The organism is Pedobacter sp. WC2501 (genome assembly GCF_052682415.1).
In genome coordinates, this window is the sequence record NZ_JBQZFI010000001.1 from 5,111,014 (window position 1) to 5,135,926 (window position 24,913).

The window sequence follows — 24,913 nt, forward strand, 5'->3', positions numbered from 1 at the left end:
TTCCAACCCTTCGTGTGCTTAATTATAATAACCTTTTATTTTTGAGATTGCTCAGGCGCTTTTCCGATCAAATCCATAAACTGATCTAGTTTAGGTGTAATGATAATCTGTGTACGCCTGTTTTTAGCTTTTCCGCCTGGCGTATTGTTGTCGGCAATTGGATTAAATTCTCCACGTCCACCAGCAGTTAATCGCTTAGGGTCAACGGCATATTTCGTCTGCAATACCTGTACTACTGATGAAGCACGTAAGGCACTTAAATCCCAGTTGTTACGGATATTTGTTTGAACAATTGGCACATTATCAGTATTACCTTCTATCAGCACATCATAGGTATCGTAATCTTTAATAATTTTAGCAATTTTGCTTAAAGTTTCGCCAGCTTTATCAGAAACTTCATAGCTACCTGATTTATATAACATGTTATCAGCTAAAGAGATGTAAACTACACCTTTAAGTACCTGAACATCAACATCACCCAACTCTTCACGACTTAATGACCTTGTTAAGTTATTAGTTAACACCATATTAAGTGAATCACTTTTGTTTTTAGCATTCACTAATTGTTTGATGTATTTGTTTGAGCTATTAATCTCATCAACCAGTTTTGAAATGTTAACATTTCCCTGGCTACTCGAGTTTAAACATTTGTTTAAAGCATCTTGCAGTGCAGTTACATTGGCTTTTTCTGATGCGATCTGCTCTTCTAAACTTTTAACCCTACTCGTGCTTCCACTAAGCTCACGCTGGCTATCCTGGTATTTATTACTGAGCTCCTGATTTCTATCTCTTAACTTGGCATACGTATCCTGAAGTTCAGCATACTTCTTATTGCTTACACAACCTGCAGCAAGTGCAAGAGTAAAGAGCATTATGGGAATTGATTTGTATAATTTCATAATATTACTTTATTTGTTACTACTACATCAGCAAATTCCTTGCCGTAAGTTTTACATCGCCCGCAGCTGATGTTAAAAGGTGTTAATTTTTACCGAATCGAAGCTCGCCAATGCGTTATATGTTCTTAATCCTATACTCCCCGATTGGTATTGATTATCTGTTGCCGAAAGCACAGGCTGAACTGATCCATTAATAAAAACATCAAATTTATTTGCCTTTGCCACTATCTTTAAGGTATACGTTTTGTTCATTTCAACAGGATATTTTCCTGAACTTATTACCGTCCATTTTTGCCCGCTGGCTTTTCCAAACATTACAGTTCTATTAATTTGATCTAAGCCAACATAATACCCTTGGTAAGCATCGGCACCAATAGCAGGATTAGAAACCCTGAACATTAAACCAGCATCACCTGCGGTATTGATTTTAAGATCTGCCTGATAAACAAAATCTTTAAAGTCTGTTCCATTGGCCACATATTTAGATCCCTTTATTCCGTAGCCGCCAGAGCCTGCATTTGATGCAGCGTTCATCTGTCCATCTTTCCAAAACCAGCCACCGCCATAAAAAACCCAGTTGCTGGCCATTCCCTGATCAAAGTTTTCGACCAAAGTTTTATTTACTTTTTTTGCCTCCCCGATTACAGGAAAACAGCTTAGGCGGATATTTTCAGATCCGTATGGTACAAGGATAACTTCTTCCTGTTTTTCAGCTGATGCAATTGGACTAAAGGGCACATCAAAAGCTGACACTTTATTGTAACCTAAACCCCATGACGGAATCTTTTTTGCCCGAACCTTTATTTTAACCGGTGCATTTGCAGCAATAAAAGGGTTTTCTGGCATTTCCGATTTTACCACACTAGCCTTACTTAAACCATTTTTATCGATCATCAAACCATAATTCCATGCTGATTCCGGATGAATTTCGTAATCTGTAAAGCCAGCAACAGGATGTGTTTTGGTTACCTTGTTTACCGCTTTAATTTCCAGTGCATATACAATAGGTCCGCGTTCTACACTTAAAGAATTATTTACCTGCGTCCTGGTAGTAATTTCCATTGGAAAATTCAGTTCTAATTGATCTTGATTTTTCCATTCGCGGTCTATAGTAAACATTTCTCCAGCTTTTACGCCTTCTAATGTAGCTCCATTTAACCTGATGCCTGGTTTTACACTCCAGGCTGGGATTCTTAAAGTTAGTGGAAATGATGTACTGGCGGCAAGTTCTACTTTTAACCTGATTTGTTCTTCGAAGGGGTAATTGGTTTCTTCGGTAATTTTTATTTTTTTATTTTCTGCTACCACAGTTTCTATTTCCATAGGGCCATAGGTAATTACTGCCAAACCTTTCTCCGGAGTAGCTACCACACTACTTTTTACAAAATAAGGCCAGCCCATGTGCATATTATATCGGCAGCAGCCATAGCCTGAATATGGACTGGAAACAATACCTGTAGCATAATCCTGATTAAAACCATGCTCGCCATGAATACTTTGTACCTGATTAGGTAATGTGTAATAGGAGTGATTTTTAAAATCCCGGCTAAACTGCGCAGGCAAAGCATTAAAAGCCACTTTCTCCAACTGATCGCCAATTTTTGCATCGTGAATAACCTTTGCCGCAGTTTCTAAACTCTGCATCCATTCTACCACGGTACAGGTTTCTACCCCTTCTGTGCTGCTTGTGCCTGCCAGAAATTCAGTTCCTGAACCTAAACCTTCGGGCTGACCGTGATCGTGCATAATATGTGCGATGCCTTTAGAGAGTGCTTCAAGATTAGATGGAAGATCTTGAAGTTGCGCATAAACTACAGGAAATTTTAAAGCCTGAGCCACATTAACCATATGTTTTGGTTGAAAATCGTCACCGAAAAAGTAAAATTTATTATTGCTATAAATATCAATCCAGGGATATGCCTGTTGCTTTAACTTTTCTACAAGTTTTAATAAATCCTGATCACCGGTTTTATTGTAAAGCCAAATGGCAATTTCCATGTTATCGCCTGCCCTTGCTTTGCCCCATTCTTTTAACGGATCGGCATCAAGATTGGCAAGTTCATATTTAAAATATTTGGAGAGAAATGGAATAACCCTTTTATCATTTGTGGCTTCATAATAGCTTTGCAAAGCATACATCATTGGCATGCGCGGCCACCAATCTTTCATTTTCGGTGGACCAAATAATCCGTTGGCTTGTTGATTGTTTAAAGTCCAATCGATATACTTTTGCGCTTTCGCTTTTAATATAGGATCATCTAACGTGTAAGCCAATGCGACTAAACCTTTAACATAATAGGGTACTCGCTCCCATCCATTTCCATCGCCTCCCAGCCAATCGGAATTTTTTCCAAGATTATCTTTTTCAGGGTACAGCACTTCAGCCATTCCGGTTGCACCATCTCTTTGTTGTTCCAGCTGCTTTAACAACCATCCCTTTGCTTTAATACTGCCTATTGGTAATTGCACATAAACCTGTTGTTTTAACGGCGCTTTATTAAATTCAGTTAAATTTTGGGCACGTAAAGTATGGACAGACAGACAAGATACCACAAAACAGATAGATGTAATTATTCTTTTCATAAAGAGATATGGTTAGATAATATTTTATAAAACTAATAAAAATGAACGAATATTAAAACGATTTAGTAAGTATGTATTACGTATGAAATCTTAAGAGAAACTGCTTTCAGTAATAAACTTCAGAAAACACAAGAAAAAAATTAATGATTGGAGAATTTTAAAGCGGATTCGATTAGAAGTATCGTCCTTTCGACCGTAGTGGAGAACCCGAAGGCTCTGCGAAGCAAAATCTTTAAATTTGACTTCTTATAACATAGTTGAGAGATCTCTCCACTACGCGGTGCTTCGGAGATGACGACTTTTCTATTGGAGTCCGTCAATGATAACTTAGTCGAAGGGCATTTATTTACGATTTATCAATATCAAGAGTCTTCGACTCCGCTCAGACCGACAACTGCGCAGTGCTTAACTTAATGACATTGAGCACTCACTTCACAAAAGATAGTAACTAAAAGAAGGACTATTCTGACCGAAAAGCATTAAACCTGCTTTACGAAAAATTCATTTTTTTACGCAAATGCTTTACAACTATTTATTTCTTTGCAAAGGTAATTCCTAGCCACGTATCTGTTCTAAATGGCGACGCTGGTAAGCCATCGTTACTAACGAGGTTACAAACAGGATTATTTCCCCATGCATAACGAACGGCAACAGGGTTTGCTACCTGATCGCTACTGACGATAATCTGATTTCCCTTGATATTTGCTTTGGCCCAGTGAAATTTCTTATCTGCTCCGGCGATGGCAAAACCTGTAAGTGCTGCGCCATCTGCGGCTTTTAATCCATTTTCTGTATTGCTGAAGGTTAAAAGAATCTGTTTTCCTTCAATTTTATTTGATTGATAAACGGGGCCGGAATAATTTACTTTTTGGCCGTATGTTTTAGCCAGGGCAATTAATGCCAATCTTCTACCTACCTCTTGTTTATTTTTAGGGTGGATATCTTTTGCATCACCAATATCAATAATTGTGGCCATCCCCGTATTTGGCAAAGCGAGTGTTTTTTGCTGCGCCTCCCTAAGTTCTGCCCAGGCAGATTGCGTCGGTACATTATCGATCTGCATAAAATTAGCCAACTGAACAAAATAGAACGGAAAATCGCCCTGTCCCCATTTTTGACGCCAATCTTTGATCATTGTTGGAAATAACTCGCGGTATTGGTAAGCTCTGTCAGCATTAGCTTCTCCCTGATACCAAATAGCACCTTTAATGGAGAATTGGCGGTAAGGATGAATCATAGCATTGTACAAAACTGTTGGACGGTTAGCGCCATTTTCTTCGTAGGGCTTAGGCTCAATATTTTTAAAATCCAAACCTATTTTATATTTCCATTCACCAGCCAATGAAATTTTCCCGGCATCACCATTTGTTAAATTTAAATCTTTAGCGTCACCGTATAAGCCGCCCCCTCCTCCACTATCAAAAACCCTGACAGTAATCGTATTATCACCTACTTTGAGCAAATTAGCAGGTATTGTATATGTTCTTCCAACGTTATAGCCTACTGTTTCGCCCACTTTTACTCCATTTATAAAAGTAATATCGTTATCATCAATAGTCCCCAAATTAAGCTTTACCCTGTTCGTTTTCCAATTTCCTGGAATGGTAACCTTTTTTGTAAACCAAACCACACCATCAAAATCTTTAAGTGCCGCGTCCTCCCATAAGGTCGGCAAAGTCATATTTTTCCAATTGCCACTTTCTTCTAAAGCCCATTTCATCTGCCCGTCTTGATTACCTGAATCTTTATCTGTGGTGATTTTAACCCAATTAATCAATTTTTGCTCGTAAGAAATTGTTGATGGATTTTTAACGGTTTTCTGTATCTTATCAACTGCAGCAGAAAAATCTGCCATCTTTTTTAACGACTCGGCGCTCGTCCAGGCTTCGGCAATTGTACCGCCCCATGAAGTGTGGATCAGGCCAATAGGGATTTTAGTTTTTTCATACACTTCGCGGGCGAAGAAATATGCGGTAGAAGAAAACTCCGCAATATATTTTGGACTGCATTCCTGCCAACCACCATTGGCCACTTTAGCATCATTAAGTGGAAAATTACTGGTAACATGTTCTGTCTGCAATAAACGGATATTGGGATATTTAGCTTCGGCAATTTCTTTTTCGCTATTGAGGATTTTGCCCCAGCCTGCCAGCGGCATTTCCATGTTCGACTGCCCGGAACAGATCCATACATCGCCAATTAATACGTTACTGAGCACCAGCAACTCCCCATCTGATATAGTTATGGTATACGGCCCTCCGTAACCTGGTGTTGCCACTTTTGTTTTCCAATTACCATTAGCATCGGCAATAGCACCATAATTAATTTTATTCCAGGAAACCGTTACTTTAACTGCTTTACCTGCATCTGCTTTGCCCCAGATTGCCGCATTGGTTTTCTGCTGTAAAACCATGTTATTACTAAAAACTGAAGGCAATAAGATTTTAGCTTGTGTAAAAGGAGATATGCAAAGTAATAATGCAAGGAGAAGTATAGATATTAACCTGTGGGCGCTCATATTTAACCTATTTTTTGATGATTAGAAAACGAATGTACGTTTTCTACCGATTAACAACAATATATAAGCCTGCTGCAAATAAAATTTATGGCTAACGGGACAAATTCATACAAATTAGTTTGGGTAAGAACATCATTTTACTTATTTTGCAGGTCTTAAAGAACAGCGCCGGATTTAATAATGATGATCCCAATGTTCTCTCAAATAAAAAAATTAATGGTTAAGATTTTCATAGGCGGCCTTCCTGACAATATCCAAGAGATGGATTTGGCAATATTGGTTAGCCTTCATGGCAGGGTAGAAACAATTAAAGTTGTTCGCGACAGGGCAACAGGTAAATGTAAAGGCTACGCTTTTCTGGAAATTTATAGTCTTCCCGATGCCAAAAACATCGTATCAACCTTAAATGGTGAAACATTTAAAGGTAATGTCATTACAGTTAAAATATCTGAAGAGGAAAGTGGCGCTAAAGCAGTAACGCCAAAACCTAACCCAGCTTTTAAAAGTAAAAGGCCTAGGTTACAACGCTAGTGTATTAAATCGGCTTTTACTGAAAGGCTCAAGAATAACCTTACTATGGTGGTGAAAAAACTCGCAACGAAAGATAAAGGATAATTTTGTTTTTTAACCACCGAGTTCACAGAGTAGAAATCACTGAGAAAACAGACGTTTTTCACACCTTATTCTTCGGAAATTCAATCCCTGGCTTTCGGACTACTTGCATTTATCATTAAGAAATTAAGGTAGTTAAAAAAACTTTGACAATCATACAGGCATCACGCACAAAGATTGTCAAAGTAAATAATCGGACTTATTTCTTTAATCATTATGTAATAATGCAATTAAAACTTTGACAATCTTAAAGGCATCACGCACAAAGATTGTCAAAGTAATTAATTGTTGATCTAAATCGTTTACCAATATACACTTTACAGTGCAACCAATAAGCCGATGATAATTAAAGGTTTTAATTAAATAAACTGGTTCCGTTATCAGTTTGAACAGTATAAGCATCCAGCTTGAGCCCGAATTGTAATAAATATTTTGAAGATAGCTCTTCTATTAAATCCGCAATTTTTTCTTCTTTAACGATATTGATGGTACAACCACCAAAACCACCTCCCATCATCCTGGCACCCAGCACGTAATCTAGTGGTTTAACGGCTTCAACCAAAAAATCCAATTCCTTACAACTTACTTCATAATCTTTGCTTAAACCTTCGTGCGTTTCGAACATCAGGTTCCCTAGCCCCTGCAGATTACCGTTTTCAAGTTGTTCTGCCGCTGTTAGTAAACGCCCGATTTCTTTCACTACAAAGCTGCACTTTGTAAATACTTCTTCATCTTTTGGCCTTACATGCGCTTCTAACATACTAAGGTCTACATCGCGTAATGTATTTACATTGGGGTAATGTTCTTTTACCCAGGCTACACCTTGCTCGCATTGGGCTCTTCTTTTATTGTAAGCCGAATCAGCAAGGGCATGTTTTACATTTGTATTTAAAAGCAAAAGCTTGTAACCATCTAATTTTAACGGGATATAAACGTGTTTCATCGATCGACAATCAAGCATGATGGCCTGGTCTTTTTTACCAAATACAGAGGCAAACTGATCCATAATACCGCAGTTAACACCGGCAAAAGTCTGTTCAGCCTTTTGAGCAATTAAAGCAATATCTATTTTTGGAACATCAAGCGAAAAAAGCTGATCGAGCGCAAATCCGGTAGCACATTCTACAGCTGCAGACGACGATAGACCGGCGCCCAAAGGCACATCACCATCAATATAAAAGTTAAAGCCTCCTAATTGGTAACCTCTTTCTTTTAACTGATCGGCAACACCTAAAATGTAATTGGCCCAACTATTCTCTGATTTTTTCAGGCTTTTGATTGATGAAATATCAAATTGCTGATAACTTTCGGAAAATAAATGTACTTCATCATCTTCTCTTTTTGATATGGCTACATAAATAGCTTTATCTATAGCAGCAGGCATTACAAAACCGCCATTGTAATCGGTATGCTCGCCAATAATATTGATTCTTCCTGGCGAACGCACTAAAATGGGTTCGGCATTGAAAAGTCTTTTAAACGTACTTTTTAAATGTTGTGCATTCATTGTTAAATTTTTAGTCTTCAGCCTTGCTGATTTTATAGTGTGTTGTAGACATTTCTTTTAAACCGTTGGCGGCAAACTCAGGGGTAATATCCCGTTGAGGGTTGGCAAGCATCTCGTAACCGACCATAAATTTTTTAACTGATGCCGAGCGTAATAATGGCGGATAAAAATGCATATGCCAATGCCATTCTGGGTAATAACCATTGTTTACCGGAGCCTGGTGCATGCCTGCCGAGTAAGGGAAAGATGTTTCGAACAGGTTATCGTATTTAGTTGTTAATACTTTAATCGCTTCGGCTAATGATTTCTTTTCCGCTTCGCTAAACAATTTGATGCTATTTACATGTCGTTTGCTGATGATCATGGTTTCGTATGGCCAAACTGCCCAAAAAGGCACCAGTACTGCAAAATGATCATTTTCAAATATAATACGTTCGTTTTTCTTTTGTTCCAGCTTTAAATAATCGGCAAGTAAACTTCTTCTATGGATGGCATAATAAGTTTTCTGTCGCTCAGTTTCTTTGGCAATTTCCAATGGGATATCGCCCTGCGACCAGATCTGTCCATGGGGGTGTGGATTACTACAACCCATTATTTCGCCTTTGTTTTCGAAAATCTGAATGTATTTGATCCAATCGTTTTCAGCCAGGCTATTAAATTCATTTTGCCAAACATTTACCACAGCAGTTATGGCTTCGACACTCATTTCAGGAAGTGTGAGGTTGTGTTTCGGACTAAAACTAATGACCTTGCAAAGCCCACGCTGGTTGTTGGCTACCAATAAATCATCTTCGTTCATATCACCGGCAGGCGTGTCTTCAAGCAACGCAGCAAAATCATTATTAAAAACAAAACTCTCCGCATATTCTGGATTGCTGTCACCATCTGCCCTACCGTTTCCCGGGCATAAATAACATTTAGGATCGTATTCTGGGCGGTTATCTGGTGTGATGTCTTCAACCTTACCTTGCCACGGTCTCTTGGTGCGGTGTGGTGATACTAACACCCACTCACCGGTTAATATGTTAAGCCGGGTATGTGGATTACTGTCAAGTTCGAATGTTTGGTTCATTTTATTTTTCAACTGGTTAGAAAAAAGAGAGCCACTTGGCTCTCCTATCTAGTCGGCCAAATTATAAAATTATTATTAATTGTCAAAACGACAATTAATAATAATTTTTATTTTCGTGAAAATTTGAACATATTAAGCCCTTTAAAACCTTGATAAAAAATGATTGAATATTCTAGGCAGCCACATTATCTTGTTGCTGTTGATTGCATCGTGTTTGGATTTGACGGCGAACACCTTAAAATTCTATTGGTTAAGCGGGGCTTAGAACCCGAAATAAATAAATGGAGTTTAATGGGAGGTTTTGTAGGCGCTGATGAAAGTCCAGATGATGCAGCAAATAGGGTACTCAAAAAAATGACAGGTTTAGAAGGCGTTTACCTGGAGCAGATGCAGATTTATGGAGAGCCCAGTCGCGATCCCATCGAAAGAACGCTTTCTGTTGGCTATTTTGCCCTCATTGACATCCACAAATATGAGGCACAGTTAAGTGACGATTATGAGGCCGAATGGTTTTTGATTAACGACCGGCCAAAACTTATTTTCGACCATAACCAAATGGTTACTGATGCGCGCAAAAAATTAAGGTATAAAGCTGCACTTCATCCAATATTATTCGAAATGCTGCCTAAAAAATTTACGATTCCACAACTGCATATTCTTTTTGAGGAGGTAAACGACACTAAAATCGATACCAGAAATTTTAGCCGCAAAATTACCTCTACAGGCTTATTAATTAAGCTGGCCGAAAAAGACAGAACAGGTTCTAAAAAAGGCGCATTCTATTTTAAATTAGATAAGAAGAAATATAATGCCAATTCGCAGGCTTTCTTAAACTTAATGCCAAATTTAAAGGTTTAAATTAATTTATAATATGATTAGCCTATTGTTCTTTATAATGATAGGTTAATCCTCCATCTACATAATAAGTTGATCCGGTTACATAAGCCGCATCATCAGAAGCAAGAAATGCCACTACTGCGGCCACATCTTCTACCTTACCCATTCGTTTTAACGGGATATTCTGAAGTACTTTTTCCAGCTGTTCTTTATTGTTCAATAAATCCTGATTGATCGGTGTTGAAACAGCTCCGGGAGCTACATTATTAATCCTGATATTAAACTGGGCTAATTCTGAAGCAAGATTTCTGGTTAACATCTTTAAACCTCCTTTACTTGCGCAGTACGCAGCAAAATGTGGAAATGCGATTTCTTCGTGTACAGAACTCATATTGATTATCGTTCCGGCCACTTTGATTTTTCTACAATAATTTACAAACGACTGGATGCTAAAAAAAACACCTTTTAAGTTGGTATTCATGATCAGGTCGTAATCTTCTTCTGTAACTTCCCAAAAGCTGGCTTTTTTTTCTACACCCGCATTGTTGACCAGGATATCTAAATGGCCAAATACTGCTACGGCATCGGTAACCAATTTAGTGGCTGCGTTGGCTTTACTTAAATCGGCTTCCAAAAAAGTTGCCTTTCTACCCATATCCTGTATTTCTGTGATAAGTTTTTCGCCTCGCTCATCAAATTTATGACCATTTAAAATAATATCACAGCCATCTTTGGCCAACCTTAAGGCACATGCAGCGCCAATTCCCTGACTGCTTCCGGTAATTAAAGCGATTTTGTTTTCAAAACGGTCCATAGTAAAATGTTATAATACATAAAGGAAAATTGATGTGAATATGTTTGAGTAAAACTGAAGTTATTAACAGGATTAATACATTAAATGTAAGTTCTTAAAAAAAACATCGTTATAGCTGTAATCATTTATTAGTATGTTTGGGTAACAAACACACAATAAACTTAAATTAATCTTAAAACATGAACATTACCAAAAACCTTTTATTTACTACGCTCCTAGCTTTGTTTACGCTAACCATGTATTCTTGTAAAACAAAAAAACTGGCGGCAAAACCTGCTCCAGCACCTGTTGAAAAGCCTGCACCACCAGTAGAAGAGAAAAAACCAGCGCCGGTACCAGAGAAAGAAGAAGCACCTGCTCCGGTTGAAAAGCCCAATTTTAACTTAGATAACATCCAGTTTGAGTTTAATTCATTTGTACTTAAAACATCATCATTCTCAATTCTGGATAAAGCAGTAGCAGAAATGAAAAAATCGCCAGATACAAAATTTATTCTTAATGGTCATTCATCTGCTGAAGGCACACCCGAGCACAACATGCAACTTTCTGTAGACCGTGCAAATGCCGTAAAATCATACTTTATAAACGCCGGTTTAAATGGAAATAATTTCACTGTTGTTGGTCATGGCGAGAAAGAGCCGATTAGCAGCAATAATAGCGAAGAAGGTAGAATGCTGAACAGAAGAACTGAAATAAAAGTTCAGAACTAATTTTCAAAATATAGAAAAGGACCATGATTTAATATCTATGGCCCTTTTTTATTTACACAACCTCCCGGACTTGTTTAAGCCCTCTAATATGCATCATTAACACATATCAATAGAAAATTCGTCAATTACGATGGAAACGATCAAGCAGCTTTCCTGCTGTGATTTAGCTATAAAGATTGCTTCGACACTAAAAACACTTCTGTTCTATGACTGCTATTACAGCTATAAGGTTTTGGTTTTTAACCCTTTTCGGTCTTCTAATACATTCATCTGCCTGTTTAAGAGCAAAATCCTGTGCCATTTAATAAAGCACAGGATTGGAGAATGACCAGCAATAAGATTATTTTTATTTTTAATCTATTACTAATGAAACATATAACGCAGTAAAAATTAAGTTACCTTGGCACTTCTCTTAAAAGTACCCTTAAACTGATAGGTTATTCCAGAAACGGTATAATTATAAGTTAGTGTAAAAATTTTAGATATGGGATTATATATTCCTGAGCCAGCCGTGATAACTAAATTACCCCATGGTGTTATGGTAAGCGAATTATCATCATTAACTCTTATTTTTATGCCATTAGCTGCCGCGTTTGTTACATTTTCCTCGGTAGAGAGGTGGTAAAAACGTACAGTGCTATAATCTATTGCTTTTAGGGTTCTCGTTAGTGATAAAGTTACTGTATCGGCCGGCAATGCATTTACAAGTTTGTAATACTTGCCCTGAGCCTGGTACACATCCGAGTAATCATTTATTAAAGATAAACCTACAATTAGTACACTATCTGCTTTTCTGATCGAAATATAATTCGGGTCGGATACAGATGCTATTTTTACTGTAACGGCATATAAAGAGTCGGGATGTAAAGTAGCCGTTTTTACACGTAAAGCGGTTGTACCATAAACCTCGCCTGCTTTAATGCCCACTGTTTTGCTGGGCATGCTATAAAAGCTGTTATTCAATTTTTGATACTTGATATCCTCGTTTCTAAAAAGATAAAGGAAATTATATCTGGTGATAGGATCAGTTCCTGCCTCAGTAAGCGAAACAGATATATCACGATCAATATTTTCGCTTCCACCAGTGGCTACAGATACATTGGTTACCTGTTCCTGATCGGCCGTTTTAGAATAGGGTAATTTTACAATCGAAAGCCCTTCGTTATTCGATTTGTTTGATCCGACAATATATACTTGTTTTATATATTGTTCATGATCTAACGGATTGCTCTCTTTCTTACAGCCACTTAAAATGGCAGTAAGCATAAGCGGAAATATAATAAATTTTAGCTTCTTCATTAGTATAAATTATGATCACACAGATGGGCTCTAATTGATGATTGAGCCACCTGAATGATATGGTTTTAATTAATTAAACATGACAATTGATGTTACCAGCTAGGATTTTGTATCAATTTTGAGTTTTTGTCCATCGCATCTTTAGGTATAGGCCAGAAATACATTTTAAAGCTCCAAACTCCGTTGGTGAGTGTTTCGCTCAGCGTAGTACGGGTATAATACCTGTCTCTCTGGCTGCTTGTAGCTTTGATATTCATTCCGGTTACCGGTTTGCTGTATGCAGCAGGTGCATCCATCCATCTTCTTAAATCATGATAACGACGACCTTCGCAGGCAAACTCTACTTTTCTTTCTAATTTAATTGCGTTTCTAATGCTTTCCTGGCTAACTAATTCTTCGCTGGTTAAGCCCGGCAAACCTGCTCTAAAACGCACACGGTTAAACGCTGACTTGATTTCCTCCAGGTTTCGATCAACCACAATCCCTGTAGTAGGATCAGTGTAAGAGCCATTCATTTCATTTAGAGCCTCGGCATAGTTTAGCAAAACTTCGGCATATCTAAAAATCGGGAAAATTTTATTCGTAATAGATCCGGTTGCCTGCATATTATCAACAGGGTGGTTGTATTTGATACAGGTATAACCTGTATGATTATAGTCATTCGGATAATTTACAGTTGGTGCAGCCGAACCATTTGAATAATAAGTTATTTCTAAATTTTTATACGCCCCCGCTCCTGTATAAGAAGTTCCTTTCCAGTAAGAATGTGAAAAACCAATGGTAGCATAAAAACGTGCTTCTCTATTGTTATACATTTTAGCGGTATTTGATACCAATTGAACGTCAGAAATGGTTTTTGCCGTGCCAATTGGCTGGTAAGCATCATTGCTCCCGGGATAAGGGAAGATAGCACTTGATTTATTGATATCAAATCCATCTTTCATTTTATAGGCATCCACTAAATCTTGGGTAAGGTTTAATCCGTTACCTCCCGCCAGCTGTGCAGGAGAAGATAACCATAAAGGTGAGTCTCCACCCGTAGGGTTAGATCTTGTACACCAAATTACCTCACGGTTACTGTTAGCCGGAACTTCGCCAATAAATGTATACTTATACGAACGGTAAGGGTCTATTCCACCAGCTCCATTTGGATAGGCGGCCGTTGGCACATTGTAGGCTAATGGTTCCGTATCTGTACTGGCCGGATATGTATAAAGCTCATACATACCGGTTTGCATAATCCGTTTTGCGGCAGCAGCTGCTCTCCCCCATTTATTGTTGTCTTTGGTTTGGGAAATAAATGGTTTTCCGTCAGCACGTGTCCAGCCGGCATACGACTGATTGCCGTTATACATCGGGCTAGCCGCTGTTAACAGTAATCGCGATAATGTGGCTAAAGCTGCACCAGAGGTTGGCCTGTAAATATCAGCAAGAGCCTCTTTAGTAGCAGGCAGGTAACTATTTGCCAGTTCCATGTTTTTCACAACATAGTTAACACAGTCATCAAAAGTAGCCCTTTCCTGCGAAAGAATATCTGTATTGCTGTTAATATCCAAAAGATCATCTGGTGGAATTACTGCCGGACCATACTGCTGAAGTAATAAATACATAAAATATCCTTTGAGAAAATACATCTCGCCTAAATACTGGCGCTTTCCGGTGACAGACAGGCCTCTGGTTTCATCTATTCTGGCAATCACGGTATTCGCCTTTCTGATACCTTTATACCAGGTAGCATAATTATTAAAATAGGTATTAGCGGTATATGGTGTAATTTCACCTAATAACAACTTGATGCCAGCATGGCGGCTATCATTCCACGAAGTAAAATTTTCATCAGAAGAACCTTGAAATGGTGCCCATGAATTAGTCCATAATTTATCCTCATCAGGAAGATAGGAGGCAATACCATTAACGTAGGTCAATAATTTATCCTGATCAACAAATACGCTATCAATATTGGTCAAATCGTAAAGGTACTCATCAACATTAAGGTAATCTTTTTTGCAAGAATTTAAGCCAATGCAAGTAACACAGGCCAAACATATTATTGCGAATAATATTTTGAATTTCGAGTTCATCTGAATAAGTTTTAAAATGATACAAACATTTGCAAAGTGTACATTCTTTGAAGCGGATAAACAGCACCGTTGCTTGATGCCTGCTCTGGATCCCAAAGCTTAACTTTATCCCAAACGGCAAGGTTATCGCCTACAAAACTGAATGTTGCAGAAGAAATACCATAACGTTTTAATAATGGTGACTCCCAACGGTAGGCAATCTCAGCATTTTTTAGCCTAATGAATGAAGCATCTGCCTGCCAAAAAGTTGAAGAACGATTATTATTGGCATTTTCGCCATAGGTTAGGCGAGGGAAACGTGCATTTGGATTTTCGGTGCTTGTTGTGCCCGAATAGGAAACTGGTGTCCAGCGATTTGCCTGATTACCCACAATACTAAGCACATTACCGGTAGACTCGCCCTGAAATGGATAATAACCCGAACCTCCAAGAAAATAACTCACCTGATTCTGACCGGTAAAGAAAATATTAAAAGACCATTTTTTCCAGGTTAATGAAGTGGCAAAACCATAAATTACACGAGGTATGCTAGAATAATCTAATGGCACAACATCATCAGTATTAACTACTCCATCACCATTTACATCTTTATACTTAATATCTCCGGGTCTGTAATTAGCCATAAAAGTTTGTGTTGGGCTATTGGCAATATCGTCCTGATCTTTAAATAAACCCAGTGCAATTAAGCCTCTCTGCACACCATAAGGTACATCACTATAAGATTGGTAAGGAAAATTCACACCTGTTTGCTCCCAATGGGTAACCTTATTGCGCGAGAAGGTAAAGTTGCCTCTCAAATTTAAGGTAACATCTTTTCCAATCGACTGAAAATATGTTAAGTTACCATCTGCACCCCAGCTTTTCATCGACCCCACGTTGAGGTAAGGACTTTGTGCTGTTCCCACCTCTTCCGGAATAGTTACCCTTTGCTGATAAATATCATCAGCTTTTGTTAAAAACCCGTCAACGGTTAAATCAAATTTGTTTTTAAGGAATTTAACGTCAATACCCAAATCGTATTTGGTTGAAGTTTGCCATTTCAGTCCACTGGTACCTACTTTAGTCTCGATAATTGTTGTTCCCCAATCGTTGGAACCTGTAGATAGAATGGTTTGATATGGAAACCTAACCAATAAATTGTTGTCATTGGTGATTTTCGCATTACCAACTTTACCCCAGGATCCCCTGATTTTAAAATAATCTATAAATGGCATTGATCTTTTTACCCAATCGTATTGTGTGGGAATCCAACCAGCTGATAATGCAGGGAAGAAACCATATTGTTCACCTGGTTTAAAATTTTCGGAACCAGAATAACCTGCATTTGCCTCAAGTAGGTAAGTATCTTTGTAAGAATAAGTAGCACGGCCCGAAAGCGCCTGGTAACGTAATGGAATAATACTCATATACGAACTCTCGTATGCTGTTAGCGAAGAGGTAATATCCTCCTGCCTGTAAACATGTAGTAAGCCCGTAAAATTATGTACTTTATTAAGCACCTTATTGTAGTTTACCTGACCTTCGATATACATCTGGCGGGTAATTAATGAGCTTTGACCGTAACCGGCATCAGAACTTGCTATAGTTCTGGTGGTAATCAGACTACCATCATTTGCCCTTCCGCTAGCCCTATAGGCAGCTTCACCAATTTTTCCATGGGTTGAAGTATTGGTACCGTAATATGTCCAGGAGAACAAACCTCTTGCCGTTAAACCTGGTGTAATAAATTTCAGATCTTGTTCTAAACTTAATTTTGCATTAACTGTATTGGCGTTTGTTTTTTTAAAGCCGGTATAGTTTAATAAAGCGTAAGGCGATAATGAAGTACCGTTGCTTCCAAAAGCTGCAAGTTGCCCGTTCGAATACCTTAGCGGAATACTTACTGGTGTGATATTGGCCTGAGAGCTCCATAAAAAGCTATTGTCTGAATTAAATGCTGGCGCATTCGACAGGGTAATGGCATCATCGAGGTTAAGGGCAAGTTTGGTTGTTTTGGTTAAATCAACATCAATATTGGCACGGAAATTATATTTATTGTAATTGGTATTGGCATCGTATTTATTTGCTGATTGATCCTGATTGAAAATTCCCTCTTTATTGAGATAACCCAAACTCATATAATAGCGAGCACTTGTACCTCCACCGGAAATGTTTAAATTATATTGGTTATACCTGGAATAATCTTTAAGGATAACATCTCTCCAATTGGTATTAGGGTAAAGATCCGGATCTAAACCAGTTTTAAAAAGCTCGAGTTCTGTAGGGGTATAAACCGGACTTAATCCACGTACCACCCTGGCTTCATTAGCTAATTGAGCATAACCTGTTGCATCTACGTAATCAGGCATACGAGCCGATTGTGTCAGGGTACTATTTAACTTAAAATTTAATTTCAAGTTACCTGCCTTACCTCTTTTGGTGGTAATTACCACTACACCATTGGCACCACGTACTCCGTAAACGGCTGTTGCCGAGGCATCCTTTAATACCGAAAAGCTTTCAATATCTGATGGGTCAATATTATTTAAATTGCCTTCTACCCCATCAATTAAAATCAGTGCAGAAGAACTTGCGCCAAAAGTACTGATACCACGTACCCAAAACTCAGAGAAATCATTTCCAGGTTCTCCGCTACGGGTTACCGCAATAATCCCGGGAACGCGGCCGCCCAACATGTTACTTACAGATGTTGCCGGAACCTGTAATTCTTTTACATTTATAGTACTAATGGCACCTGTTGTGGTTATTTTACGTTGTGTGCCCAAACTTACTACCTGCACTTCGTCAAAATCACTTACTTTAGCTTTTAAAACCACTTTAAGCTTATCTTTTGAGGCATTTGGTGTAATCTCCAATAATTCGTAACCAATGTAAGTAAAAGTTAAGGTTACATTTTTATCCAGGTTGGTTAACTTAAACCTTCCATCGGTATCGGAAGTTGTACCGATTTTCGTATTACCTTTTACAAAGATGGACACCCCCGGAAGCTCCTGCCCCTCTTCGTCCATTACTGTACCAATTACTGTAATTTTGGCATTATCCTGTGCCTTTACAGCAACATTCAAACAGGCCAATACTCCTATTAAAATCAGATATAATATTTTTTTCATGAATTCTGTTCTGCTTAATTTCATTAATAATTTAAATCGCATACCGCTCTGGTGTTATTCGATTGCCAGTCTACGAATCGTACATCCCCAGCTTTCACCGATAAAGAGGTTATCATTAGCATCAGCTTGAATGCAGTAAGGATAATTAAAGCTAGATAACAGCGGAGCACCATTAGCGCCTCCGAATACGCCTGCAATACCTGCAATGGTAGACACGTAGCCAGATTTACGATTGATTTTCCGGACCAGGTTTGTGTTGGAATCCAACACATAGATGTTTCCTTCACTATCTACGCAAATGCCTGCCGGTGAATTAAAAGAGGCATCCTTACGCGGTGCATCTAATTTACCCAAGCCATTAAAGCCAGCATATTCCTCGACCGTTTTACCGTCTTTACTTACCTTGTAAACGCCATTTAAACCTTGTACAGTAAAGTAAAACGAAGCATCAAGCTTACTGTAAACCATGTAACAATAATCAGTTGTTCCAACGTTTCCGCAGGCTGGGTTTAACACTTCTACATTCGTTGGTTTGGCAATTTCCAATCTACCAAAGACACCATTTTTATCTCTGAAATAAAGCCATTGTTCAGTGTCATCCAAGGCAGCAGCAAAGATAAAACCCGCAGCAGCAGGAATTTGGGCAGAAAGAATCTGTGGTTGCCACAAATTACTTTTTTCGTAAACGTATACTTTATGTGGGGCAACTTTACCAATTGAATACATTTTTGTTTTAGCCACATTTAATGCTGGCTGGGTACCGTCGAAACCAGTTTGAAGCGTAGAAATTTTGTTATCGTTTACCGATATATACCTTACGGTGCTAGAAAGTGATTCAAAACTGATCAGCTCATCATTTCCTAGTGCCGCAATGCCAAAGGTTCTTTGGATCCGTCCATCAGACAGCGATCCGTTTATCGAACCGGCAACCCCCGAAACCCCAGCAATGTTCGATACACTTTCGGCTACTGTGTACAAGAAATTCCTTTTAGCCGAAGTGATATTTGTTCCAATAGCAACTTTAATGCTGTTAATGCCCCCATTTTGCTTAGGTACCAAACAATAAATTGTTTCGTTGTTTATACCAACAACAGTAGCCACTCTATCTTTTTCATTATCGGTAAAATAAACTTTAATGTTAGCTTTATTCGAACCAAAATTAGTCCCTTTTATTACCATCTTAGTTCTAATCCCTCCCGAGTCGGGGGTAAAAGAGCTTATTTGAATTGGTTTATTTGGGTCATATTCAGCTACTGTTTCGCTGTTTGTTTTTTTACAAGCGAAAAATAAGGTAATAGTTGCAAGACATGCGAAGATAAGGCGCATGTAAATCCTTGTAAATGGGCGTCCCATTTTTAAGTAATTTTTCATCATACTTTTTGGTTAGAAATTAATTTAGACTGTTCTATATAGCCTAACTGAACAGACAAGGTTAGTTTGTTTTAAAGCATTATCTTACTTTCAGGCTTACCAGGTTTTATTAAAACCCAGCCATCTACAATGTGTAGTTAATACATTGTTCTTCTCTTAATCCGGCAGCTTCCCGGACTGTAGGAATTTATAGTAATGACTGATAAGTGTTGACAAACTGAAACGTCTTAGATCTGCTTACAGTAGTGGAATTAATAGTAGTAGTTGTTTCTTCATATTCAATTATCTTATTTGATTTTAACAAATTAACTATAAAAAAAGCGGTCGTAGTGAGGGGTAATACGGTAATAAATAGGGGTTAAATTGTTATTTTTAGGCCTTTTATGTTGTTTTTCTGTTTTTAGTCAGAAATTAAACTTTGATTTAAAGTTTAATTTCAGAAAAGAAAGATTCAATAATCCATTTTCTTAAAAGGATATTGATTTAACAAATTAACCAGATTGCCTTGCTTTAAAACCCGCTGTAAACAAAAACTCTCCGAACTTTTCTTTACAGAAAGGTTCGGAGAGTGAATTAATTAAGTAAACTGAAGGGTTAATAACCTGGGTTTTGAGTCAACACAGCATCTTTGTTTAGCTGTATTTCACCTAAAGGAATTGGCAATAATAAATTTTTTGTCGTTAAGCCGGTAATTGGTTTTGAAGCATCGTTCGAATTTAAACGAAGTGCACGTTCTACCAAAGTTCCGGTTCTCATTAGGGTCATTCTTCTGTTTTCTTCACCAATTAACTCTCTGGCTCTTTCATCAAGAATAAAATCCTTTGTCATTTCTGAAGCACTAACCTGTGCAGCATTTGCTCTGGTTCTTAACACGTTAATTGTTGTTGCTGCATCTCCTGTTTTACCTTGTGCAACCTGTGCTTCTGCGAGAAGCAAATAAGTTTCACCTAAACGCATCAAGATAAAATCTTTAATCATGGCATAACCAAAAGTATCATTGGGATCAAAAGCGCCCCATTTGGTTGTACTTGGGCAAATATTGATTAACGTATCGGGACCGGTAAAAGGAACTTGTTTTCCAAATTTTGCTGCGTATTTAGGATCGGGGTCGTTGTAATAATATTTTCTACGGATATTGTATTGCGAATTCCGAATATCATTTCCTTTATACAAGCCATAAAGTACCCAATTACTTAGGCGCAACCTGCCAATCGAACGCCCACCTAATGAATCGGCCAAAGCCATTCCCGCGATGTTGTAATAAGCAGCACCCCAAACCCTTCTTTGCTGCGGACTATCGGTAATACCGCCAACAACCGCAGTCGGATTTTCCTGCTCTAACACCCAAATAGCCTCTGTATTGCCCTGAACCCTTCTTTCATTTCCATATTGAAACATGTCTGAATAGTAATCCCCTGGCTGGCCAGTTTTAACACCATAACGGCTTCTGATCAAGCTAAACTTTCCGCTACTGATAATGGCCTGTGCCTGTTGTTCAGCTAAATCAGGTTTCCCGATTCGAAGATAAACTTCAGCCAGAAGCTGCATGGCCATAAACTTATTAGCTCTGCCGTACATTTTCCCCTTGGTGTTTGTTTTTACCGCTTCAATATCAGGAAGATTTGCTGCAGCAAAAAGCAAATCTGCTACGATTAGATTGTTTACATCAGCTATAGGTGCTCTCACAAAATCTGTTTTTGGGCCTGCTAATGCATGTGTAATCAATGGCACGCCACCAAACAAAGTTGCTAAGTTGTTGTAAGCATACGCCCTGAAAAATTTAGCTTCGGCACTTACCAGGCTTTTACCTTTTGCACTTAAACTAGTTACACTTGGATTTTCAATTCCATCTACAATAATGTTAGTTAAGTTTACCATGATGTAGTCTCTATTCCACATGCGGGCTGCACCACCATCAGTAGAAGTTAGCGTAGCGTAATTATAGTATGGAATTTCTACACCTTGCTGGTTATTGGTTGCATTTGCAACATCAGTTCCAACCTGCCAAACGCTTGGCCAGCCCTGCTGATCGGACCAGGAAAAAATTGTACTTGTGTGGTTATATAAACCGATTAACGATGCTTCGAATCCAAGTGAATCCGTAAGCGTTAATGGTGTATATGATGAAAACGGTTTCTCATCTAAAAATGCTTTTTTGCAGGACGAAAACACAACAAAAAGCAATGATAATGAAGCAATTATGGTTATATATTTTTTCATGATGATTGTAAATTAACGTAATGAAACATTTAAACCCAATACGAAAGTTCTTGTTAAAGGATAATTATTTGTCCAATCTGCCGCGAATGCCTGCTGATTAGCTCTGGAATCCCCGGATCCTCTACCATAAGTAGTTTGTTCAGGATCCCAACCTACCCATTTTGTAAAAGTATGCAGGTTACGGCCACTAGCATAAATTGTTAGACCACCTAAATGAAGTTTATCCAATAGATTTTGTGAAAACACATAACTTAAAGTTACATCCTTGATTCTGGTGTAACTTGCGTCTGATGCATAGCCATAACCCAAAGTGTTGTTGTAAGATAATGCTGGCCTGGTTTGGCTCCTATTTTCAGGCGTCCAGTAACCAATTTCAGCAGGCGTATTTCTTCTTCCGGTTTCATCACCATAACCCAGATCAGTATTGTTTCTAGTCATCCCTTGAGCAGTTTGAATGAAAATGCTCAGGTTGATGTTTTTGTAGTGGAAAGTATTGGTTATACCACCGGTCCATTTTGGATCAATTTGACCTAGAATCGTTCTGTCATCAGCAGTAATTTTACCGTCGTTGGTTAAATCAGCAAATTTCAGGCTTCCTGGTTTTGCTGTTGGGTCTTGTTTAGAAACGTCCTCTCCCGTTTGCCAAACGCCAGTCATTTGATAATCATACACTACTCTGATTGGCTTACCTATAAACCATCTGTTCCCTAAATCGTCTTTTCCATCGCCATATAAATCGGTAATTTTATTTTTGTTAGTCGCAAAAACAAACATGGTTTCCCAACGGAAATCTTTACCAGCAATATTTTGTGTATTTAAAGTTAACTCTAAGCCTTTATTTGTTGTCTTACCTATATTTTCTGAAACTTTTGAGTATCCTGTAATAATAGGCAAACTTCTGTCAAGCAATAAACCACTTGTTTTATTTTGGTAAGCTTCAATACTACCATTAATTCTGTTGTTAAGAATTCCGAAATCCAATCCGATATTGGCCGTTTTTGTAGTTTCCCACTGTAATGATATATTTCCTAAGTTATTTGGAATAACACCAATTGTACTTATGCCGTTAAAAGGAGAACGCGAGGATCCTTCAGTTGTAATCGTATTGTAAACACCAACAGCCTCATTACCTGTTTTACCATAAGATATTCTTAATTTCAGATTGCTGAAAACTTTAACGTTTTTCATAAAGTCTTCGTTAATAATGTTCCATCCAATTGCTGCAGAAGGGAAAACCCCATATTTAGTTGTGTTTGCACCAAAAACAGAAGAACCATCTCTACGTGCAGTCAAAGTAAGTAAGTATTTGCTATCGTATGAGTAGAATAACCGGCCCATTTGAGAGTTCAGCCCATATCTATCACGGTTAGATCCACTGGTTTGCGTAGCACCTGCACCAATATTATTTAAACCTAATTCATCATTAATGAAGCCAACCGCACCAGCTGTGGTAGAATTATAGTTACGCTCCTGAGCACTATACAAGGCAGTAAAATCAAAATGGTGTTTTTTAATGTCTTTAGAGTAAGTTAAGATATTTTCGATGGTATAGCTATTTGTAGATGCATTGAAACTACTTGCCGTACCATTTAAATCATTGGCTAAACGGCCGATATAACTTCCTCTTTTTTCAGGGAAGTAAGTGTAACCTGCATTTAAACGAAATTTTAAACCGGTTAAAGCACCGGGAAACTTAACTTCAGCATAACCGTTTCCATTAATATTGGTTGTTCTTCTGATTTGAGTAGTTGTTAAACCTAACAGTGGATTCGTATACAATTGCTCCGGACTCATCGGGTAAATTGTATATGTTCCATTTGTATTATATTCCTGACCATAAGGACTCATCGCTGTTGCTAACAACAAGTTCGCCCTTCCACCGTCGAAGTTATTACTGGTTAAGAATAATGATGTACCTATAGTTAAAAAACTGGTTACATTAACATCCAAGTTAGAACGCAAACCTATACGTTTAAAATCATAACCTTTAATTACACCTTTCTGATTAAGATAATCGCCTGAAATGAAATATTTAACATCCTGTGATCCGCCCGAAATACTAACATTATGATCCTGAATTACACCTTGTTGAGTTGCTTCCTTAACCCAATCGGTTGTGGTACCTGCATTATAAGCAGGAAGCTCTCCGATATTTGGAACAGGTCTTTGTTGTACCTGTCCGGTCTGTTTAAGCATATCAGCATATTTCTGAACGTAATCAGCACCGCTTCCTGGCTGCAAAATATGTGCAATATTATCGATACCTGCATAACCGCTGTAACGAATAACCGGTTTACCGGTTGTACCTCTTTTCGTTGTGATTAAGATAACACCATTTGAGCCATTGGTACCATAAATTGCAGTTGCACTCGCATCTTTTAAAACTTCAACAGATGCGATATCATTCGGATTGATGTCATTTAATGAACCACCGGTTTTGGTCAAAGGTACTCCATCCACAACAACATAAGGCCCGGTACCTGCGCTTATTGAATTCTGACCTCTGATTAATGCATTCGGCTGGCTTCCGGGAACAGATGATGTAGTGCTAACATTTACCCCTGCTACTGCACCTTCAATTGATTGAAGAACATTCGTTACAGGTAGTTGCGACAACCTTGCTTTAGGTACAGAAACAATTGAACCGGTAACATCAGAACGCTTTTGCGTACCATAACCTACTACAATTACATCTTGTAAGTTTTTATCCTTATCCTCTGCAAGGACGATGCTCAGTTGTGTGTCATTAGCTACCAATACTGTATTGGTTACGTAACCTATAAAACTAATTACCAGACTTTGTCCTTTCTGGGCTGATATTTTGAAATTTCCATTGGCATCGCTGGCCACCACCTGAGTAGTTCCCTTAACACTAATAGATGCACCTGGAACGGGATTACCTTTATTATCTTTTACTTTTCCGGAAATTGAGATTTGAGCGATTGTTTGTGCAATTGAATTGTTTGATTTACCTAAGGATAGGATTAAAACAAACAAAAACATTACAGCACACTTAGATGTGTCTAGTAGTTTTCTTTTCATTTTTTAAGATTATTTGGTTAGTTAATAATTGAACCGCGAGAGGAATTCAAAAGTGTAGTCTATCAAAAATATTTCAGTAAATATTTAATCTGACCGGATGTAGAAATTGTGCATGAATAATGAAGGATTGATTGCAACAAAGTAAACATAAAATCCCAGTACAGTGAGGGGTAATACGGTAATAAGTAGGGGCTAAATCGTTACTTTTTGTTAAAATTTAGCTTTTTAACCCCTATTT

16 protein-coding genes are annotated in these 24,913 nt (G+C 38.1%); 4 read left to right on the forward strand and 12 right to left on the reverse strand.

What is annotated here, in order from left to right; genetic code table 11:
• Nucleotides 1-35 precede the first annotated feature (35 nt).
• From ACUN24_RS21565 to ACUN24_RS21575, 3 genes are all read right to left on the reverse strand, one after another.
• A complete protein-coding gene (locus ACUN24_RS21565; protein ID WP_445564389.1) occupies nucleotides 36-899 on the reverse strand; it encodes an OmpA family protein in 864 nt (287 codons plus the stop codon).
• Between the two features lie 72 nt (nucleotides 900-971).
• The gene (locus tag ACUN24_RS21570) at nucleotides 972-3,482 is read right to left on the reverse strand and encodes a beta-L-arabinofuranosidase domain-containing protein (protein WP_445564390.1); all 2,511 of its coding nucleotides are present in this window, start codon (nucleotides 3,480-3,482) and stop codon (nucleotides 972-974) included.
• Nucleotides 3,483-4,014: 532 nt separating this feature from the next.
• Nucleotides 4,015-5,895, reverse strand: a complete 1,881-nt coding sequence (locus ACUN24_RS21575; protein WP_445564391.1) for a sialate O-acetylesterase — start codon at nucleotides 5,893-5,895, stop codon at nucleotides 4,015-4,017.
• On the opposite strand from ACUN24_RS21575, the gene ACUN24_RS21580 reads away from it, so the two are divergent.
• Together ACUN24_RS21580 and ACUN24_RS21585 are read left to right on the forward strand one after the other, a co-directional pair.
• A complete protein-coding gene (locus tag ACUN24_RS21580) occupies nucleotides 5,894-6,025 on the forward strand; it encodes a hypothetical protein (protein WP_445564392.1) in 132 nt (43 codons plus the stop codon). The genes ACUN24_RS21575 and ACUN24_RS21580 overlap by 2 nt on opposite strands.
• Nucleotides 6,026-6,216: 191 nt before the next feature.
• Nucleotides 6,217-6,531, forward strand: a complete 315-nt coding sequence (locus ACUN24_RS21585) for an RNA recognition motif domain-containing protein (protein ID WP_445564393.1) — start codon at nucleotides 6,217-6,219, stop codon at nucleotides 6,529-6,531.
• 436 nt (nucleotides 6,532-6,967) lie between these two features.
• Here the strand turns inward: ACUN24_RS21585 and ACUN24_RS21590 are convergent, their stop codons facing one another.
• Nucleotides 6,968-8,119 carry a galactokinase gene (locus ACUN24_RS21590; RefSeq protein ID WP_445564394.1) on the reverse strand — a complete coding sequence of 384 codons (1,152 nt, stop codon included), beginning with the start codon at nucleotides 8,117-8,119 and terminating at the stop codon, nucleotides 6,968-6,970.
• A 10-nt stretch (nucleotides 8,120-8,129) separates the two neighbouring features.
• Entirely contained in the window at nucleotides 8,130-9,191 is a 1,062-nt protein-coding gene (locus ACUN24_RS21595) for a UDP-glucose--hexose-1-phosphate uridylyltransferase (protein WP_445564395.1), read from the reverse strand.
• 159 nt (nucleotides 9,192-9,350) lie between these two features.
• On the opposite strand from ACUN24_RS21595, the gene ACUN24_RS21600 reads away from it, so the two are divergent.
• Nucleotides 9,351-10,049, forward strand: a complete 699-nt coding sequence (locus ACUN24_RS21600; protein WP_445564396.1) for an NUDIX hydrolase — start codon at nucleotides 9,351-9,353, stop codon at nucleotides 10,047-10,049.
• Nucleotides 10,050-10,071: 22 nt separating this feature from the next.
• On the opposite strand, the gene ACUN24_RS21605 is transcribed toward ACUN24_RS21600, so the two are convergent.
• Entirely contained in the window at nucleotides 10,072-10,842 is a 771-nt protein-coding gene (locus ACUN24_RS21605; RefSeq protein WP_445564397.1) for an SDR family NAD(P)-dependent oxidoreductase, read from the reverse strand.
• A 179-nt stretch (nucleotides 10,843-11,021) separates the two neighbouring features.
• On the opposite strand from ACUN24_RS21605, the gene ACUN24_RS21610 reads away from it, so the two are divergent.
• The gene (locus tag ACUN24_RS21610; RefSeq protein WP_445564398.1) at nucleotides 11,022-11,552 is read left to right on the forward strand and encodes an OmpA family protein; all 531 of its coding nucleotides are present in this window, start codon (nucleotides 11,022-11,024) and stop codon (nucleotides 11,550-11,552) included.
• Nucleotides 11,553-11,942: 390 nt separating this feature from the next.
• On the opposite strand, the gene ACUN24_RS21615 is transcribed toward ACUN24_RS21610, so the two are convergent.
• From ACUN24_RS21615 to ACUN24_RS21640, 6 genes are all read right to left on the reverse strand, one after another.
• Nucleotides 11,943-12,851 (reverse strand): BT_3044 domain-containing protein, encoded by a 909-nt coding sequence (locus ACUN24_RS21615; protein ID WP_445564399.1) that lies wholly within the window; start codon nucleotides 12,849-12,851, stop codon nucleotides 11,943-11,945.
• A gap of 92 nt (nucleotides 12,852-12,943) precedes the next feature.
• Nucleotides 12,944-14,932 (reverse strand): RagB/SusD family nutrient uptake outer membrane protein, encoded by a 1,989-nt coding sequence (locus ACUN24_RS21620; RefSeq protein WP_445564400.1) that lies wholly within the window; start codon nucleotides 14,930-14,932, stop codon nucleotides 12,944-12,946.
• 11 nt (nucleotides 14,933-14,943) lie between these two features.
• Nucleotides 14,944-18,042 carry a SusC/RagA family TonB-linked outer membrane protein gene (locus ACUN24_RS21625; protein ID WP_445564401.1) on the reverse strand — a complete coding sequence of 1,033 codons (3,099 nt, stop codon included), beginning with the start codon at nucleotides 18,040-18,042 and terminating at the stop codon, nucleotides 14,944-14,946.
• A 54-nt stretch (nucleotides 18,043-18,096) separates the two neighbouring features.
• Nucleotides 18,097-19,416 carry an IPT/TIG domain-containing protein gene (locus ACUN24_RS21630; RefSeq protein WP_445564402.1) on the reverse strand — a complete coding sequence of 440 codons (1,320 nt, stop codon included), beginning with the start codon at nucleotides 19,414-19,416 and terminating at the stop codon, nucleotides 18,097-18,099.
• A gap of 591 nt (nucleotides 19,417-20,007) precedes the next feature.
• Nucleotides 20,008-21,633, reverse strand: coding sequence for a RagB/SusD family nutrient uptake outer membrane protein (locus ACUN24_RS21635; protein WP_445564403.1), 1,626 nt, complete (start codon nucleotides 21,631-21,633; stop codon nucleotides 20,008-20,010).
• A gap of 12 nt (nucleotides 21,634-21,645) precedes the next feature.
• Entirely contained in the window at nucleotides 21,646-24,675 is a 3,030-nt protein-coding gene (locus ACUN24_RS21640; RefSeq protein WP_445564404.1) for a SusC/RagA family TonB-linked outer membrane protein, read from the reverse strand.
• Nucleotides 24,676-24,913: the final 238 nt, after the last annotated feature.